The sequence below is a fragment of the Actinomadura latina NBRC 106108 genome, assembly GCF_001552195.1.
In the GTDB taxonomy this organism is placed as follows: Bacteria; Actinomycetota; Actinomycetes; order Streptosporangiales; family Streptosporangiaceae; genus Spirillospora; species Spirillospora latina.
Window position 1 is genome coordinate 262,432 of the sequence record NZ_BCQS01000003.1, and the last position, 16,933, is coordinate 279,364.

The following is a 16,933-nucleotide window of genomic DNA, read 5'->3' on the forward strand; positions in this document are numbered from 1 at the left end:
CATGACCGATCATCGTGACGGGGCCAGAGCGCCCGCGCTGGCGCTGCGCGGGATCGGCAAGTCCTACGGGCGGGTCGTGGCGTGCGACGCGGTGGACCTGACCGTCCACCGCGGCGAGATCCACGGCCTGCTCGGCGAGAACGGCGCGGGCAAGTCCACCCTGATGAAGATCCTGCTCGGGCTCGTCCGGCGGGACACCGGGACGATCCACCACGACGGCCGCCCGGTGGACGTCGCCGGGCCGCAGGAGGCCATCGCGCTCGGCATCGGCATGGTGCACCAGCACTTCAGCCTCGTCGAGCCGCTGACCGTCTGGGAGAACATCACGCTCGGCGACACCGGCAGGGTCGACCGCGGGCGGGCGTGCGCCCAGGTCGCGGAGGTCGGCGAGCGGTACGGGCTGCCGATCGACCCGCTCGCCCCGGTGTCGCGGCTGTCGGCCGGGGAGCGGCAGCGGGTCGAGCTGATCAAGTGCCTGCGCCGGGACCCGTCCGTCCTCGTGCTGGACGAGCCCACCTCGGTGCTCACCCAGGCCGAGTCGGCGGAGCTGTTCGGCGTGCTGCGCGAGGTCGTCGCCGGGGAGGACCGCGCGGTGGTCCTGATCAGCCACAAGCTGGCGGAGATCAGCACGGCCACCGACCGGGTGACGGTGCTGCGCAGGGGCCGGGTCGCGTTCCACAGCGCGACCGCGGAAACGTCCGCGCAGGAACTGGCCCGGCAGATGGTCGGCCGGGACGTGTCGCTGCGCGCCGAGGCCGCCGCCCTCGGCATGCTCCCGGTCGAGCGCCGGAACAAACCGGAGCCGGCCGAGCCGGAACCGGCGGAGACGCCGGCGCTGCGGCTGTCGGGCGTCACCGTCCGGTCCGAGGGGGTCACGCTGCTGGACGACTTCGGCATCGAGGTCGCGCCCGGCGAGATCGTCGGGCTGTACGGGGTGGAGGGCAACGGCCAGGCCGTGCTGGGCGACCTGCTCGCCGGCCTGGTCGAACCGGCCGCCGGGTCGGTCGAGGTCAACGGCGCCCTCGTCGATCCGGCCCGGCCCGGGGCGCTGCACCGGGCGGGGCTCGGCATCATCCCGGAGGACCGGCACGCGTCCGGCGTCGTCCTGGACATGAGCGTCGCCGACAACCTGGTGATGAAGTCGCTGGGCGGCGTCAGCGGCCGGCTGTTCGTCGACCGGCGCCGCAAGCAGGAGCTGGCGCGGCGGCTGGCGGCCGAGTTCAACATCATCACCTCGTCGCTGGACGTGCCGGTCCGCAGCCTGTCGGGCGGCAACCAGCAGCGGGTGGTGCTCGCCCGGGAGATGTCGGCGGACCCGTCGGTCCTGGTCGCCGCGCAGCCCACCCACGGCCTGGACGTCGGCGCCATCGAGGACATGTACCTGCGGCTGCGCAAGGCCGCGTCCGGCGGGGTGGCGGTGCTGCTGATCACCACCGAGCTGGAGGAGGTCATGGCGCTGGCGTCGCGGATCGCGGTCATCTCCCGGGGCCGCGTCGCGGGCGTCGTGCCGACCGCCGAGGCCAGCTCCGAGCGCCTCGGCATGCTCCTGGGAGGTGTCGCGGCGTGACGGAGACGGACCGTTCGGCGCGGCGGCTCGCCGCCGCGCTGAACCCGGCGTCCGGCGGGGTGCGGGTGGCCGCGGCCACCGCGGTCGCGGTCGCGCTGGCGCTGGCGGTGTCGTCGGTGCTGGTGGCGGCGACCGGCGGGTCCCCGACCGGGGCCGTGACCGCGCTGTACGACGGGAGCCTGGCGAGTCCGGCGGCGATCAGCTCCACGCTGCTGTACACGGCGCCGCTGCTGCTGGTGGCGGTGGGGACGTGCGTGTGCGTCCGGGCCGGCGTGTTCAACCTGGGCCAGGAGGGCCAGGTGCTCATCGGCGCGCTGGCCGGCGCGGCGGTCGGGCTGCGGCTGGCCCTGCCGGGCCCGGCGCTGCTGGTGGTCGCGCTGGTCGCGGCGGCGCTGGCGGGCGGGGCGTGGGCCGGGGTCAGCTCGCTGATGCACCGGTTCCGCGGCGTCAACATCGTGGTGAGCACGCTGCTGATGACGTTCCTGGCGCAGCAGCTCGTCTCGTTCGCGGTGAACACCCCGTGGCTGCTGCAGGAGACGCGGCTCGGGAACGCGACGGTCTCGCCGCAGTCCAACCGGCTGCCGGCGAACGGGCTGCTCGGCTCGTTCGGCGAGTATCCGGGCCTGCAGGTCAACGCCGGGCTGCTGGTCGCGCTCGTCGCGGCCGTGGTGATCGCCGTGCTGATCGCGCGCAGCCGGTGGGGTTTCCGGCTGACGATGCTCGGCCTGAACCCGCGGGCCGCGCGGCACGCCGGGGTGCGGGTCGCGGCGCTCAGCGGGACGGCGCTCGCCGTGTCGGGCGCGTTCGCGGGCGTGGCCGGAGCCGTGCTGCTCGCCAGCCCGGTCGGCACGAACCGGCTGCAGGGCGGCATCTCCAACAACATCGGCTGGGACGGCCTGCTGGTCGCGCTGGTCGCCCGCAACCGGCCGCTCGCGGCGGTCCCCGTCGCGCTGCTGTTCGGCGTGCTGCGCTCCGGGGGAGGGTTCCTGGCGTCGACCGGCGTCCCGCACTTCCTGGTGGACGTGGTCAAGTCGCTGCTGGTGCTGGCGTTCGTGGTCCCGCCGGTCGTGACGGAGGCGCTGCGCCGCCGGCGCGAGAGTCGCGGAACCAGGGCCGGCGCGGACGTCCCTGCGTCCAGAGCGAAGGAGGCGGTCCCCTCATGAGCGCCGCGGACAACATTTCCACGATCCTCGCCAGCGGGGCCCGGCTGACGGTGCCGCTCGCGTTCGCGGCCTGCGGGGAGTACCTCGCGGAGCGGGCCGGGACGGTGAACATCTCGGTCGAGGCGATGATGCTCGGCGGCGCGTTCGGCGCGGTCGCCGGCGCGTCCGTCACGGGCAGCGCCACGACGGGGCTCGCGGCCGGGATGCTGGTCGGCCTGCTGATCGGGTTCGTGCACGGCAACCTGTCGCACCGGGCGGCCGTCAACACGTTCGTGGTCGGCCTCGTCCTCAACACGCTGGTGCTGGGGCTGACCAGCTACCTGATCGTCACGGGGTCGTTCACCGGGCACCAGGTGTGGCAGGTGAGCGTGCCGGTGCTGCGCGACATCCCGATCGTCGGGCAGGTGCTGTTCGTCGAGCGGTGGCCGGTCTACCTGCTGATCGCGGTCGTCCCGCTGACGTGGTGGCTGGTGGAGCGCAGCCGGTGGGGGCTGGAGCTGCGGGCGGTCGGCGAGGACCCGCAGGCGGCGGACGTGACCGGCATCGACGTGAACGCGCGGCGCCGGCAGGCGCTGCTGTGGTGCGGCCTGCTCGCCGGGCTCGGCGGCGCCTACCTGGCCGTCGGCGAGGTCGGCTCGTTCAGCCAGAACATGACCGCGGGCCGCGGGTTCATCGTGATCGCCGCGGTGATCTTCGGGGCGTGGCGGCTCGGCCGGACGCTGCTCGGCTGCGTGCTGTTCGGGCTGGCCGACGCGATGCGGCTGGCGCTGCCCGCACTGGGCTTCACGCTGAACTCGCAGCTGCTGATCGTGGCCCCCTACCTGCTGGCACTGGTCGCGATGCTGGTGTTCGCGGCCAAGGACCGCGAGCCGCGCGCCCTGGGCAAGCCGTTCCAGCGGGGCCTCGCATGACCTGTAGGAGAACCCGGGCCCGGGGATTCGCGGCCCGGCCGATTTCGAGGAGGAGCACGTGACCGGACTGACCGCCGCGCGGTGGACGCATGTGGCGCTGCCGACCGGAGACCTGGACAAGGCGATCGACTTCTACACCTCGCTCACCCCGCTGGTGGTGGTCGAGCGGTTCAAGGACGCCGACGGGGAGAGCGCCTGGCTGTCCAACGACGGCCAGGTGGAGACGCCGTTCGTGCTGGTGCTGGTCTCGTTCAACAAGGACAGGGGCGGGCAGCTGGGGCTGCTGCACCCGTTCGCGCACATCGGCGTCGAGGTGCCCGAGCGCGGCGACGTGGACGCCCTGGCCGACCGCGCCCGCGAGCTGGGCTGCCTGCACTGGGAGCCGCGGCAGATGCCGGACCCGGTCGGCTACATCTGCGCGCTGAAGGACCCGGACGGCAACGTCGTCGAGATCTCGCACGACCAGCGGGTGTTCGACACGGTGCGGGAGAAGTGGGGAGGCGGGTCCTGACCGGCGTTCCCCGCCCGGCCGAGGAGGGGGCCGCCGCGCGGGTCGAGGAGCGCACCCGCGCGGCGGCGCTGCGCTATCTCGGCGCGCTCAACCGGCACGACGCCGACGCCGTCGCGGGCTGCGTGGCGGAGGACTTCGTCAACGAGCACACCTCCACGATGGGCCGCGGCGTCACCGGGCGCGCCGCGTACCGGCGGCGGCTGGACGGTTTCCTGGCCGACTTCGCCGACCTCCGCTACGAGCTGGAGGACCTGGTCGTCCGGGACGTGCGGGCGGTGGTGGCGTACCGGATGTCGTTCCGGCTCGTCCCGGCCGGGAACGCGCCGGTCAGGGTGCGCGGCGTGCTCCGGCTGTGGGTGGACGCCGACGGCCTGCTGGCCCGCCGGATCGACTACTGGGACGGGTCCGAGGTGACCCGCCGGCTCGACGCCGCAAGATCCCAGGTCTGACCCGCTCCGCCGTGCCGCTCGTCCCCGCGACGGGCGGCCGGCCGGGCTGCCCTTATGTGCTCCATGTTGCATTGTGAGATGCCATCTCTCATTGCTTGACAGAAATCCATCTCGCATCGAAAGATGGCGTCGTGCATGTTGTGATGACGACGGCGGGCCTCGGCCGTATCGAGAACGGCGCCGTGGCCGTCCTGGACGCGCCGTACCCCGACCCGGGCGCCGTGATCGAGGCGATCGGCTCCCTGGACGCGCTCGCCGCCGCGAAGGTCGTCCGGCGGATCCCGCTGGACGGCGGCGGACTCGGGCTGCGCGCCCCGCTCGCCCGCCCCCGCGCCCTGTGGGGCGTCGGCCTGAACTACCACTCCAAGGCCGAGCTGACCGGGCGCCCGGTGCCGGCCGAGCCCGTCCTCTACCTCGCCGCCCCCGCGTCGGTGGGCGCGCCCGGCGCGGCGGTCCGGCTGCCGGCCGAGGAGACCGCCCAGATGGACTACGAGGCCGAGATCGCCCTCGTCATCGGCCGGACACTGGACCGCGCCTCCGAAGACCGGGCGTGGTCGGCGGTCGCCGCGATCACCGCGGCCAACGACATGACCGCCCGCGACGTCATGAAGCGCACCGGAGCGCCCGTCCTGGCCAAGAGCTTCCCCGGCTTCACCCCGCTCGGCGCCTCGCTGCTCGGCCGCGACGCGATCGCCGACCCGGAGTCGATCGGCGTCCGCGGCCACGTGGGCGGCGAGCTGCGCCAGGACTCCTCCAGCGCCGACATGATCTTCGCGATCCCCGAGCTGCTGGCCCGGATCTCCCGGTACGCCGCGCTGCGCCCCGGCGACGTCGTGCTGACCGGCACCCCGGCCGGGACGGGCCAGGACCGCGGCGACTTCCTGCGCCCCGGCGACACCGTCCGGGTCGAGGTCGACGGCGTCCTGCCGCTGACCACCCGGATCCAGGCGTGACCCCCTCCACCCGCACCCTCACCCGATCGGGAGTACCTCGATGACCGAACAGCAGAAACCCGTCTACGACCGCGTGCTCACCGGCGGGACGGTCATCGACCCCGCCTCGGACCTCAACGCGCGCACGGACGTCGCGATCGCCGGCGGCGCCATCGCGGCGATCGGCGACGGGCTGGCCGCCGACGCCGCCGAGGTCACCGACTGCACCGGCCGGTGGGTGCTGCCCGGCCTGGTCGAGGGGCACACCCACATCTTCCAGCACGTCTCCATGGTCGGCGCGCCCGCCGAGGAGGCGCACCTGCGGCGCGGCGTCGTCGCCGCCGCCGACGCCGGCACCGCCGGGGCGTCCACGTTCGCGGCGTTCCGCAAGCTCGTCGTCGAGCCGACGCCGATGCGGATCGTGAACTTCCTGAACGTGTCGGTGCTCGGCCTCATCGACTTCCGGTTCGGCGAGCTGATGAACCCGGACACGCTCGTCCCGGACGACGCGCTCGCGACCGCCGCCGAGAACCCCGACGTGGTGCGCGGCTTCAAGATCCGCCTGTCGGAGGACGTCGTCGGCGACAACTGGCAGATGCTGCTGAAGAAGTCGCTCGACGTCGCCGAGCAGGCCGGGCTGCCGCTCATGGTGCACATCGGCGAGACGGCCGAGCCGCTGCCGGCCGTCCTCGACCATCTGCGCCCCGGCGACATCGTCGCGCACTGCTACACCGGCAAGCCGCACGGCATCCTGGACGGCGACGAGGTGCAGCCCGCGGTGGCGGAGGCCCGGGAGCGCGGCGTGCTGTTCGACTCGGCGCACGGCAAGAGCAACCTCAGCTTCGAGGTGGCCCGCCGCGCGATCGCCAAGGGCTTCTACCCCGACGTCCTCAGCTCCGACACGAGCGCCCGCAACTGGCGCGGCCCGGTCTTCGACCTGCTGACCAGCATGTCGAAGCTGGTCGGGCTGGGCGTCCCGCTGACCGAGGCCGTCGCCCGCGCGACCGTGCGCCCCGCGCGGGTCCTCGGGCTGGACGCCGAGGGCTACGGGCGGCTGGAACCCGGCGGCCCCGCGCACGTGACCGTGGTCGAGGAGACCGAGGAGGTCGTGCTCCCGGACGCGGCGGGCAACACGATGACCGCGCCCCGGCTGGAGCCGGTCCTCGTCCTGCACGGCGGGAAGCCCGTCGAGACCGTCCCGTGGCGCGGCCGATGACCACTGCGCTCAGGGCTCGGCTGCGGGCGGCGCTGGCGGGCGGAACCCGTGTGCACGGGACGTTCGTCAAGCTGCCCGCGCCGGACGTGGTGGAGCTGTGCGCGCTCGCGGGCTTCGATTTCGTGGTCGTCGACCTGGAGCACTCCGCGCTGACGGAGGCCGACGCGATCGGCCTCGTCCGGCACGCGGAGCGCTGCGGGCTGCCGGCGCTCGTCCGGATCCCCGAGGTGGACGGGCCGCTGATCTGCCGCCTGCTGGAGAACGGCGCCGCCGGGTTCCAGCTGTCGATGCTCAGCGGGCCCGAGCAGGCCTGGGCGCTGGTCCAGGCGACCCGGTTCGCGCCGGACGGCGACCGGTCGGTCAGCCTGGCCAACCGGGCCGCCGGGTTCGGGCGGCCCGGGGCCGGCGGCCTGGCGGCGCTCCTGGCCGCCGAGCGGGCCGATCCGCCGCTGCTCGCCGGGCAGATCGAGACGCCCTGGTGGCGGGACGGCGGCACGGCCTGGGACGAGGTGGTCGGCGACCTCGACGTGGTCTTCGTCGGCGGCACCGACCTGGCGGTGAGCCTGGGCGCCGAGCCGGGCGGCGCGGAGCTGCGCGCGGCCGTCGCCGAGATCGAGGACGCCGCCCGGCGGCACGGGATCGCGTTCGGCGGCTGGGCCCCGTCCCCGGCCGCCGCGCCGGCGCACGGGCTGGCCGCCGCGCGCTACCTGGTGACGGGCTCTGACCTGCAGATACTGGCCGCCGGACTGGACGCGGCGGCCGGCGAGGGAGGCAACGGATGACCGAGAATGGCCGCAACGCCAAGCTCTACAACCGGGTGATCGGCTGGGCCGACATGCCGGAGAGCGAGCTGCGCAAGGGGGTGCGGCGCCGGGTCTACTCCACCGACGAGGTGATGGTCGCCCACCACACCCTGGACGTGGGCATGGACCTCAACCCGCACAGCCACGACGACTTCGACCAGCTCGTCTACATCGCCTCAGGGCGCTGCAACTACTACGTGGAGGGCGTCCCGCACGAGATGACGGCCGGGACGTTCCTGCTGGTGCCGAGGGGCGCCGAGCACTACATCGAGCCGCTGGAAGAGCCGTGCGTCAACATCGACATCTTCGTGCCGCCGCGCGCCGACTTCGCCGCGTCCCTGGCCTACCTGGACGAGCTGCCCTGACCGCGCGCGCCCAGACCGAGCGCACCCGGGCCGCGCGCACCCGGGCCGGGACCCGCCCGGCCGGGGGCGGCGGCTCAGCCGGTCGCCTCGGCCGGCGGGGCGCCGTTGTTGCCGAGCCGCTGCGACAGGTCCCGGGTGATCTCCAGCAGCGCCTCGGCCATCGGCGAGTCCGCCTGGCGCGGGACGTCGACGGAGGTGCCGACGATCGCCATCGTGGCGATGATGGCGTCGCCCTCGAAGACGGGCGCGGCGATGGTGTGCAGGCCGTTCTCGGACGGGGAGTTCACCGACAGCCCGTGCCGGCGGATCCAGTCGACGTCCTCGCGCAGCTCCGGCGTGCGCCGCAGCAGCTTGGCGAGCGCCGGCACCTGCTCGGGCGGCAGGTAGGCGCAGAACACCCGGCCCTGCGCGGAGGTGGCGAGGTCGAGCCGCGACCCGACCCGGACGCTGATCCGGATCAGGTGGTCGGTGTTGTCGGCCGACCGCACGACGGTCGGGGACTCGCCGTCCCAGATGCTCAGCACGACGGTCTGCCCGGCGGTCTGGACGAGCCGGTCCATGTACGGCTCGGCGGCGGTCACGATCGGCAGCGCGGCGCGCGCGGCGGCGGCGAGCGTGAGCACCTGCGGGCCGAGCGAGTACAGCGCCGTGCGGTCGTCGTAGCGCAGCAGGTTGGCCGCCCGGAGCGCCTTGGTGTAGCGGTGCGCGGTCGCCTTGCTGGCGCCGAGCCGGGCGGTGATCTCGTTCAGGCTCAGATGCGGCCGGCTCACCGTGAAGGAGTCCAGGATCAGCGCCGCGCGCTGCACCGTCTGGATGGACGGGGAACCCTCGGCCGTGTCTCGTGCGGTCCTCATCGTCGTTGCCATCCGTCTCTCGCTTCCGCCTCGGCCGCCGCCCGCGCACCGTCCGGGACGGCGGGCCGCGGGCCGAATGACACGCCATCTCATCATGAGCCGGACCGCGGCGGCAGGCCATCCGGGAGACCGGTTCGTCCGCCTTGCGCGGTGGCCGCGGCGGGTGCGCGATGGCGGAGACTGTACTCCGCGCCATCTCTTATTGCGAGACGCAATCATGCTAACTGGGATGTGGCACGTCAATCCCCGAGCGGATTCCGGTCTCGTGACCCTTGACACGGTGCTCCGGACTGAGCCAACGTTGTACTCACGATGCGAGACAGCATCTCGTATATTCGAATGAACCTGCGTGGAGGGGGTGGCGCCCGATGCCAGAGCCGAACGGCGGGGGGCTTCCGGGGCGGCTGGTCGTCGAGGACTGGGACGCGCTGACTTTCCGCGTCAACCGGACGGCCTACCGCTCGGCGGAGGTCTTCCAGGCGGAACGCGACCGGATCTGGGCGCGGAGCTGGCTCTACCTCGGCCACGAGACCGAGGTCGCGGAGCCCAACGCCTTCAAGACCCGGACGCTCGGCGGCCGGCCGCTCATCTTCTGCCGCGACTCCGGCGGCACGGTGCACGCGTTCCTCAACGCCTGCCCGCACCGCGGCACGATCCTGTGCCGGGAGCGCGAGGGCTCCAGCAAGCTCTTCCAGTGCTTCTACCACGCCTGGACGTTCCGCAATAACGGCGACGTCGCGGCCATCCCCGGCAAGGAGGCCTACGAGGCCGCCGGCGAGGGCTTCCTCGACTCGATGCGGCTCCGCGCCGTCCCCCGGCTGGAGATCCACGAGGGGTTCGTGTTCGTCGCGTTCGACCCCGGCGTCCCGCCGCTCCTCGACTTCCTCGGCGACGCCGCCGACTACATGACGATGATCTCCGAGCAGCACTCCGGCGGCATGGAAGTGCTGCCCGGCACCCAGTACTACGGCGTGCGCGGCAACTGGAAGCTCGGCGTCGAGAACGCCATGGACGGCTACCACTTCTCGCCCACGCACAACACGTTCGTCGGCTACCTGCGGGAGACGGGCTTCGCCGTCACCGACGACGACCAGTACGCCTACAACCTCGGCAACGGGCACGGCCTCCTCGTCCTCACCGGGCACGGCGGCCGGATCAGCATGCTGTGGGAGCCGCGCTTCGGCGCGGACGAGAAGGTCCGCACCGCCGAGCACCGCGCCGAGATGGACCGCCGGCTCGGCCCCGACCGGGCCCGCTACGTCGCCGACGAGAGCCACATCCTGTTCGTCTGGCCGAACCTCCTGCTCTTCGACCTCGAAGGGCTGTCGATCCGGCAACTCGAACCGGTCGCGGCCGACCGGACCGACGTGCGCGCCTGGCAGTTCGCGCCGCGCGGCGAGGACGCCGACACCCGCGCGCTGCGGATGAAGACCATGGTCAGCTTCGTCGGGCCGGGCGGCCTCGCCACCCCCGACGACATCGAGGCGTACGAGGCGGTGCAGCGCGGCATCGAGGCGACCGCCGCCGAGGCCCGCCCCGAGTACGACTTCAGCGACATGTCGCGCGGCATGATCGACGAGGTCAAGGGCGTCCAGGGCCGGTCCATCGACGAGGGCGCGATGCGCGGCTTCTGGCGGCACTGGGTGGACGCGCTGGGCGTCGACGGCGGCCTGGACGTCAGCGGGCCGCGCCCCGAACGCTTCCTTGAGGGGAGGAACGTCCGATGACCGCCCCGGCCACCACCGGGCTCGTCGGCGGGCGCGAGATCACCCGCGCCGACGTGGAGGACTTCCTCTACGCCGAGGCCGACATCCTGGACGCCTGGAAGTACGACGACTGGCTCGCCCTGTTCGAGCCGGGCGCCCGGTTCGAGGTCCCGGCCACCGACTGGACCGGCACCTCGCTGCACGCGTCCGGGTCGTTCGTCACCGACGACTGGGACCTGCTGCGCGCGCGCGTCAAGCGGCTCAAGTCGCGCAAGGCGCACGCGGAGAACCCGCCGTCCCGCACGCACCGGATGATCTCCAACGTCCGGCTGCACGAGCACGACGAGCCCGGTCTGCTGCGGGTGACGGCCGCGTTCATCGTCCACCGGGCCCGGGACGGCGAGTTCGACGCCTACGTCGGGCGCTACGACCACCTGCTGGTGACCGGCGGCGACGCCCTGCGCTTCCGGCGGCGCCGCGCGATCCTGGGCCACGAGCACCTGCCCGCGGGCAGCCGGCTGAGCTTCATCCTCTGAGGGAATCCCGATGATCAATCACACCGTGGTGTTCCGGTTCCGCCCGGACGCGCCGGCCGAGGCGGTCGAGGCCGTCCTGGCGGAGCTGCGCGCCTTCCCCGGCCGCTACCCGCAGATGCGGGACTTCGCGCTCGGCCCCAACGTCAGCACCCGCGACAGCACGTTCACGCACGCCTTCTCGGTGCGCTTCGAGACCGCCGCCGACCTGCACGCGTACCTGCAGAGCGACTCGCACGAGCGGTTCGTCCGCGAGCGCTGGCGGCCGGTCGTCGAGCAGCACCACATCGTCAGCTACGAGACCGGCGGCAGGGCGGGACGGCCCCGCGGCCCGTACGGGATGGAGTACGCCCGCATCGAGGTGCCCGACATGGCGCGCACGATCGAGTTCCTCCAGTACCACGTGGGCCTCCAGCTCGAACAGCGCACCGACGAGTACGCCTACCTGCGCGCCGACATCGAGCACCACTCGATCGAGCTGATCAGCGCGCCGGACCGGACGGCCGGGCACACCTCCGCCGTCGGCTACAGCGTGGAGAGCGACGAGGTCCTCGCCGACCTGCGCAAGCGCGTCGCCGACGCCGGGCACGAGATCCTGGAGCTCCAGGACCGGCAGCAGGGCCTCTGCTCGGACGGCTTCGGGGTCCGCGACCCCAACGGCCTCGTCGTGGAGCTGTTCACCGGCTTCCTGGAGTACGCCGAGCCGCCGCTGGCCGAGCTGCGCCCGGTCGACCTCGTCCACCCGTTCATCGCGACGCCGAAGTACGAGGAGTCGCTCGACTTCTACACGAACGTGCTGGGCTTCCTGTCGTCGGACGAGATCGTCGGCTCCACCACGTTCATGCGCTGCGAGGACCGCTACCACCACAGCCTCGCCCTGCAGAACAACAAGGAGCACTACGTCGCGCACCTGTGCTTCGCGATGAAGAGCTTCGACCACGTCATGCGGGCCCGCGCCCGCGCCCTCTACAAGGGCGAGCCGATCGCGTCCGACCTGGTCAACCACTCGGCGTCGACGTCCATCGCGTTCTACATGCACGACCCGGCCTACGGCCCCCGGTTCGAGCTGTGCGACCGGCACCGCGTCTTCACGCCGGAGGAGCACGAGACCCACCGCCCCCGCCGGATGCCGCCGGACCCGCGCAACATCGACGTGTGGCGCCCGGCGGCCGACGACTGGGGACGCTTCTGAGCGCGCCGTCCGCCGACGCGGGCGAGGAGATCGTCCGCGTCCTGCGGTTCCTGGACGGCGTCCCCGCGCCGTACGGGCACGAGTCCGCCGCCGCCGTGTACCTCGCCTCCTGGTGCACGGCGCGGTGGCCGTGGATCGAGTGGACGGTCCAGCGGTACGGCCCGAACGGCGCCAACCTGTGCGCGGGCGACCCGGCGGGCGTCCTGCTGTACTCGCACCTCGACACGTCGCTCAGCGGCGACCCCGACGAGGACCGCGCCATCACCGGCCGCGCCGACGCCCCGGCCCCGCTGACGGTCACGTCCTCCCAGGTCGAGGGCTTCGGCCTGGGCGTGGCACGGGCCCCCGCGGCCGCGGCCCTGATCGCCTTCGTCTCCGCCGCGTCCCGCGGAGCACCCGCCGGTCTCCTGCTAGCCGGTTCCGGAACGCACCGCAGCACCCTGGACGGCTCCGTCCGGGGGGCCCGCTCCACCGGCCTGGACCATTACCTGGAGGACGCGCCCCCGCCGTCCGCCGCCGTCGTCGCCAAGTGCGGCCCGCCCACGCTGCTGTGGGAGGAGCCCGGCGCCCTCTACCTGCGGGTACGCGTCCGGGGGCGTCACGGCGCCGTCCTGGCCCGCGAATCGGCCACGCCGCCCGGCGGGGTCATCGCCCACGCGGGCCAGGTCGTCGAAGCCGTCGAACGCTGGCGCGCGGCCTACGTCGGCTCCACCACGGCACCCGGAACCCAAGTCGGCCCCGCCGCCGGCATCGGCTCGCTCACCGCCGGCCGTCCCGACAAACCCGACCTTCTCCCTGGCTTGCTGGAGGCCGGAATCTACGTGGTGACCGTGCCGGGCGCGGCCCCGCACGCCATCGCCGCCGCGCTGCGGCAGGAGGTCGAGGCCGCCTGCACGGACGGCCCCCTCGCCGGTTGTGCGATCGAGGTCGACGTGGACGAGGTCCACCCAGCCGCCGCGACCCCGCCCGACGCGCCGATCGTCCGCACGGCCCGCAGCGCGTGGCGCGAGGAGTTCGGCGCCGACCCGCCGCCGATCACCGGCTGGACGGGCTCCACAGACGGCGTCGTCCTACGCGCCCATGGCATAGACACCGTCCGCCTGGGCCCGGCCTCCACCATGTCCCCGGCCGACCCGCGCCGGGACGCACTTGACCTAGCCTCCCTGGCGGCCTACTCCCGCCTCTACGCTCGCCTCGCCTAACACAGCCGGGGTGGGGGTCAGGGGGGACGGGGCGCCTCGCCGCGACTCAGCGAATCAGGGTGGACTGGACGGCCGAGCGCAGGGTCGCGCGGGTCAGCAGGAGGACGGGGCCGTGCGGGTCCTTGCTGTCCCGCACCGCCACGATCGAACCGGCCATGTCCGCCAGTTCGACGCAGTTGCCGCCGTTCTCGCCGCTGCGGCTTGCCTTGCGCCAGGTGGCGTTGCTCAGGTCCATTTCTCCAGTGCCTCTCTCATCATGTCCCGGGACATGTCTTCGGGGAGGGCCCTCGCTCGCAACTCCCGGAGCGTTTCGGAGAGTCTGGCGAGGTCCGAGGGGTCGTCGGTCGTGATGCCTCGTACCGTCGTCTCCATGTAGGCGACCTCGCTCCGGTCATCCATGGTAGCCACCACGAAGGCGCCTCCTGTGCCCGCCGGACGCCCATTGTTGCGGACGATCTGGATGGTGACATTGGGCAGTTCGCTGAGGGCTATAAGGTGCTCGATCTGCTCCCGTATCACCTCAGGCGACCCCACCAGATGGTTGAGTACTCCTTCGCTCAGGAGCGCGGTCAGCATCGTGGGGGACGCGTCCGTCCGGGTGAGGATGGACTGGCGCGCCATGCGGGCCTCCACGGCTTCGTCCGAGCTGAGGAACGCGCGGGCGTAGGCCGGAGTCTGCAGCAGACCGGGGACGATGGTGTGTTCCCAGGTGACCAGCTCTACGGCTTCGGACTCTTGCTGGGGCCAGTCGAACCAGATCGGGACGGGGTGGCCGTCCTTGTTGAGGTCCTCCCAGAGGCTGATGAGCGAGCCGCCCGCCTCCAGGTAGTCGTCCACCAGTTCAACGAAGGTGCGCGAGGCGCGCTTCTTGCCGCTCTCGATCCGGCTCACCTGTGCGGGGCTGACTTTGGTCAGGTGAGCGATCGTCTCCTGTTTGATGTCTTTGGCCTCCCGCAGCCGCCGCATCTGGCGACCGAAGGCCACAAGGGCGGGGGAGCTGTCGGGACGCTGGCGCCGTGCGGCCATGGCGACTTACCTCTCTCGGCAACTTGCACACACGTCTCTTCCCTTGCTGATGCGATCCACCTAAGGACTGCAAGCCCATGCTAGCCACAGAGGTGGCTGAATGTGGTGGAGATGCCACACACAGTGAGGAGAGGTCATGGGCGGGGCGGCGACGCAGAACGAGATGGTGGTGAAGCGGGACCTGAAGGTGGTCGCGGAGGTGCGGGCGTTCGTGCGGCTGGTCACCGGCGAGTTCGGGATGGACGATTTCGTGCCGTGCCTGGTGGCCAGCGAGCTGGTCACCAACGCCCTCCAGCACGCGACGTCCGAGACGGGCGACGATGACGTGATCTTGCGGTTGAGCCGTACCGAGGACGACGCGCTGTGGATGGAGGTCCAGGACGCCGCCTGCGGCCTGCCGCACATGCTGGCGGCCGACACGTCCAGCGAGACGGGACGGGGCCTGTTCATCGTCGACCAGTACGCCCGCTGCTGGGGCGTCCGCGCGATGGCAGACAACGTCGGCAAGGTCGTCTTCGCGGTCATCGACCGCACATGAAGACCAAGCGGACGAAACGGCCGTCCGCGCCCTCCCCGGTGAGGCGCGGACGGCCGAGCTCAGGGCCTACAGTCCCCAGGTCTCGTTGGGGACGACGGCGTCGGTGATCTGGAAGCGGCCGCCGGGCATGGGCTCGACCTCCTCGTCGCCGCGCGCCTTGATGACGCTCTTGCCGAAGCCGGGCACCAGCGGTCGTCCGACATCCCGGCGCAGCCACAGCCGCAGCAGGTGGCGGCGGCGCTCCGGCTCCGGGTGGTCGACGTAGCCGGTGCGCGAGTGCAGGGCGGCGTAGTTCAGCAGCCATTGGACGTCGCCGGGCTGGAAGTCCATGTCCAGGGGGAGGCCGGGCTCCTGCGCGATCTCGTCGAACAGGTTCAGGACCTCGATCTGCGCCTCCGTCAGCCGGGGCACCTCCGGGTAGTCCTGCGCCGAGAAGATCATCGAGCTGCCCGCGTAGGTGCTGAAGATCCCGTCGACATAGCCGCAGATCGGGGACTCGTAGGTGTCGGCCGGGGCGTCGGGGTCCTGCTTGCGCCAGTCCCAGTGCCACGGCTCGAACAGCAGCGGCGCGAGGTCCGGGCGGCGGTGCAGGATCTCGTTGTAGATCGTGGTGCCGCTGACCAGGCTGCTGGCTCCGCCGGCGCGGGCGCCGCGCAGGCACATCAGGGCGACGACGTCGGAGCTGTCGGAGTGGAACGGCAGCCGGTCGCGGACCCGGGACGGCAGCGCGGTCGGATCGTCCAGGGTCTTGTTCGAGGTGGCGATGACGTGGTCGAGGACGTCCCCGAACTGGTTCTGCGACATCGGCGTGCCGAGATGCAGGCCCATCAGGTAGAAGATCGCGCCCGCGACCGCGTCCCCGTAATCCTCGGTGCGGAGCCCGCGGACGAGGATGAAGCCGCGCCCGGCGTCCATCTGCCGTGCGCACTCCTCCATGAGCCCGGCGCAGGCGTCGAGGGGGTAGTCGGCGGACGTGACGGTGCGCAGGTCGGGGTCCTCGGCGGCGAACCGGCGGCCGGCGGCCTCCAGCTCGTCCCGCTCGGCGTCGGACAGGTGGTAGATCCACTCGGTGGAACCGGCCAGCTCGTCGCCGCGCCAGGCGGACGGGCCGGAGATCGGGGACAGGTCGACGGTGGTGCTCATGGTGCCTCGCAACTTCGGGAGGAGAAGACGGCCGCGGACGCGGACGGGCCGCGGCCAGGGAAAGGGCTGCGGTCGTCAGGTCCTAGAAGGGCGTCTGCGGGATGCCCGCGGCCGTGCCGGGGCGCATGCCCTCACGCGGCGGGCGGACCCGCGACGTCTCCGAGTACGGCGGCGGCGAGACCAGCCGCTTCGCCTGTAGCCGCTCGGCGCGCAGCACCGGTCCAAGCCCTGGTGAGGCGGCTCGGATCATGGTGTGCTCCCAGCGGTGAGGGATCGTCCGCAAACCGTAGGCCACCCTCCCCGATCTCGTCAACCGAGACGCCATCTCGCATTAACGAAACGCCGCCGCGCCTCCCGCGCTTGGCGGCCTGCCCACCCGCCCGGGTGCGAATCAGTCGACGACGTGGGCCAAGTCGGGGATGTGCGCGGCGGCGATCCGCGGACTGGCCGGCGGCTGGAGGAGAAAGAGCTTCTTGTCCAGCCGCTCCATCTGCCCGCCTCGCCCGCAGATCAGCCCGGCGCAGAAGTCCACCAGCTGCCTGGCGGCCCCGTCGGACAGTTCGGTGAGGTCCATGAGCACGGGGTCACCCTTACGGAAGAAGTGCCCGACGTGGAGCACCTCGTTGTAGTCCTTGGGGCGCAGCGTTCTAATCACAACCCAAGTCTGCCCACACCCCCTCACAGCGCAAGCCCCCCGGTGCGGATCGTTGACCTGCGGCGAGTTGTTGTTATCCGGCCCTCCATGACAACAACACGCCGCAGGTCAACGTAGTGGGCGGTGGTGGACGGGAGCGCGGGTCTCTAAGGTACGAGATTGTCTGT

Annotated in this window: 20 protein-coding genes; 14 read left to right on the forward strand and 6 right to left on the reverse strand. The window is 72.4% G+C overall.

The features are described 5' to 3' along the window. Position 1 precedes the first annotated feature (1 nt). From AL2_RS01970 to AL2_RS02010, 9 genes are all read left to right on the forward strand, one after another. Positions 2-1,567, forward strand: a complete 1,566-nt coding sequence (locus AL2_RS01970) for an ABC transporter ATP-binding protein (RefSeq protein WP_067628514.1) — start codon at positions 2-4, stop codon at positions 1,565-1,567. Next, positions 1,564-2,730 (forward strand): ABC transporter permease, encoded by a 1,167-nt coding sequence (locus AL2_RS01975; RefSeq protein WP_210747745.1) that lies wholly within the window; start codon positions 1,564-1,566, stop codon positions 2,728-2,730. The genes AL2_RS01970 and AL2_RS01975 overlap by 4 nt, the downstream gene beginning before the upstream one ends. Continuing rightward, complete coding sequence (locus AL2_RS01980) at positions 2,727-3,641, forward strand: ABC transporter permease (protein ID WP_067628516.1); 915 nt, start codon at positions 2,727-2,729, stop codon at positions 3,639-3,641. The genes AL2_RS01975 and AL2_RS01980 overlap by 4 nt, the downstream gene beginning before the upstream one ends. Positions 3,642-3,699: 58 nt before the next feature. Further along, positions 3,700-4,152 carry a VOC family protein gene (locus tag AL2_RS01985; protein ID WP_218003625.1) on the forward strand — a complete coding sequence of 151 codons (453 nt, stop codon included), beginning with the start codon at positions 3,700-3,702 and terminating at the stop codon, positions 4,150-4,152. After that, the gene (locus AL2_RS01990) at positions 4,134-4,601 is read left to right on the forward strand and encodes a nuclear transport factor 2 family protein (protein ID WP_245666257.1); all 468 of its coding nucleotides are present in this window, start codon (positions 4,134-4,136) and stop codon (positions 4,599-4,601) included. The genes AL2_RS01985 and AL2_RS01990 overlap by 19 nt, the downstream gene beginning before the upstream one ends. Positions 4,602-4,732: 131 nt before the next feature. After that, on the forward strand, positions 4,733-5,554 hold the full coding sequence (locus tag AL2_RS01995) for a fumarylacetoacetate hydrolase family protein (protein ID WP_157437961.1): 822 nt from the start codon (positions 4,733-4,735) through the stop codon (positions 5,552-5,554). 40 nt (positions 5,555-5,594) lie between these two features. After that, entirely contained in the window at positions 5,595-6,749 is a 1,155-nt protein-coding gene (locus AL2_RS02000) for an amidohydrolase family protein (protein WP_067628521.1), read from the forward strand. Next, positions 6,746-7,531, forward strand: coding sequence for an HpcH/HpaI aldolase family protein (locus tag AL2_RS02005; RefSeq protein ID WP_157437962.1), 786 nt, complete (start codon positions 6,746-6,748; stop codon positions 7,529-7,531). Before AL2_RS02000 ends, AL2_RS02005 begins: the two co-directional genes overlap by 4 nt. Next, positions 7,528-7,917, forward strand: coding sequence for a cupin domain-containing protein (locus tag AL2_RS02010; protein WP_067628525.1), 390 nt, complete (start codon positions 7,528-7,530; stop codon positions 7,915-7,917). The genes AL2_RS02005 and AL2_RS02010 overlap by 4 nt, the downstream gene beginning before the upstream one ends. Positions 7,918-7,991: 74 nt before the next feature. On the opposite strand, the gene AL2_RS02015 is transcribed toward AL2_RS02010, so the two are convergent. Then, entirely contained in the window at positions 7,992-8,771 is a 780-nt protein-coding gene (locus AL2_RS02015; protein ID WP_067628527.1) for an IclR family transcriptional regulator, read from the reverse strand. 368 nt (positions 8,772-9,139) lie between these two features. Between AL2_RS02015 and AL2_RS02020 the strand changes: the two genes are divergently transcribed. Genes AL2_RS02020 through AL2_RS02035 form a run of 4 tightly spaced genes read left to right on the forward strand, consistent with a single transcriptional unit; the run spans position 9,140 to position 13,404 of the window. Then, a complete protein-coding gene (locus AL2_RS02020; protein ID WP_067628529.1) occupies positions 9,140-10,498 on the forward strand; it encodes an aromatic ring-hydroxylating oxygenase subunit alpha in 1,359 nt (452 codons plus the stop codon). Beyond that, entirely contained in the window at positions 10,495-11,013 is a 519-nt protein-coding gene (locus AL2_RS02025; protein WP_067628531.1) for an aromatic-ring-hydroxylating dioxygenase subunit beta, read from the forward strand. The genes AL2_RS02020 and AL2_RS02025 overlap by 4 nt, the downstream gene beginning before the upstream one ends. 10 nt (positions 11,014-11,023) lie before the next feature. After that, a complete protein-coding gene (locus tag AL2_RS02030; protein WP_067628532.1) occupies positions 11,024-12,202 on the forward strand; it encodes a Dabb family protein in 1,179 nt (392 codons plus the stop codon). Beyond that, positions 12,166-13,404 (forward strand): M20/M25/M40 family metallo-hydrolase, encoded by a 1,239-nt coding sequence (locus tag AL2_RS02035; protein WP_067628534.1) that lies wholly within the window; start codon positions 12,166-12,168, stop codon positions 13,402-13,404. Before AL2_RS02030 ends, AL2_RS02035 begins: the two co-directional genes overlap by 37 nt. Positions 13,405-13,450: 46 nt before the next feature. Here AL2_RS02035 and AL2_RS02040 read toward each other — a convergent pair whose 3' ends face one another. Both AL2_RS02040 and AL2_RS02045 read right to left on the reverse strand, forming a co-directional pair. Then, positions 13,451-13,639 carry a DUF397 domain-containing protein gene (locus AL2_RS02040; RefSeq protein ID WP_067628536.1) on the reverse strand — a complete coding sequence of 63 codons (189 nt, stop codon included), beginning with the start codon at positions 13,637-13,639 and terminating at the stop codon, positions 13,451-13,453. Continuing rightward, the gene (locus tag AL2_RS02045; RefSeq protein WP_067628538.1) at positions 13,630-14,430 is read right to left on the reverse strand and encodes a helix-turn-helix domain-containing protein; all 801 of its coding nucleotides are present in this window, start codon (positions 14,428-14,430) and stop codon (positions 13,630-13,632) included. The genes AL2_RS02040 and AL2_RS02045 overlap by 10 nt, the downstream gene beginning before the upstream one ends. A gap of 136 nt (positions 14,431-14,566) precedes the next feature. Here AL2_RS02045 and AL2_RS02050 point away from each other — a divergent pair, with 136 nt between their 5' ends. Then, a complete protein-coding gene (locus tag AL2_RS02050; protein WP_067628539.1) occupies positions 14,567-14,968 on the forward strand; it encodes an ATP-binding protein in 402 nt (133 codons plus the stop codon). A gap of 66 nt (positions 14,969-15,034) precedes the next feature. On the opposite strand, the gene AL2_RS02055 is transcribed toward AL2_RS02050, so the two are convergent. From AL2_RS02055 to sepF, 3 genes are all read right to left on the reverse strand, one after another. Continuing rightward, the gene (locus AL2_RS02055) at positions 15,035-16,111 is read right to left on the reverse strand and encodes a TauD/TfdA family dioxygenase (protein WP_067628541.1); all 1,077 of its coding nucleotides are present in this window, start codon (positions 16,109-16,111) and stop codon (positions 15,035-15,037) included. Positions 16,112-16,193: 82 nt separating this feature from the next. Continuing rightward, positions 16,194-16,361 carry a hypothetical protein gene (locus tag AL2_RS37155; protein ID WP_157437963.1) on the reverse strand — a complete coding sequence of 56 codons (168 nt, stop codon included), beginning with the start codon at positions 16,359-16,361 and terminating at the stop codon, positions 16,194-16,196. A gap of 141 nt (positions 16,362-16,502) precedes the next feature. After that, positions 16,503-16,766: a cell division protein SepF gene (gene sepF, locus AL2_RS02060; RefSeq protein WP_067628543.1), complete on the reverse strand. Its 264-nt coding sequence runs from the start codon at positions 16,764-16,766 to the stop codon at positions 16,503-16,505. Positions 16,767-16,933 lie beyond the last annotated feature (167 nt).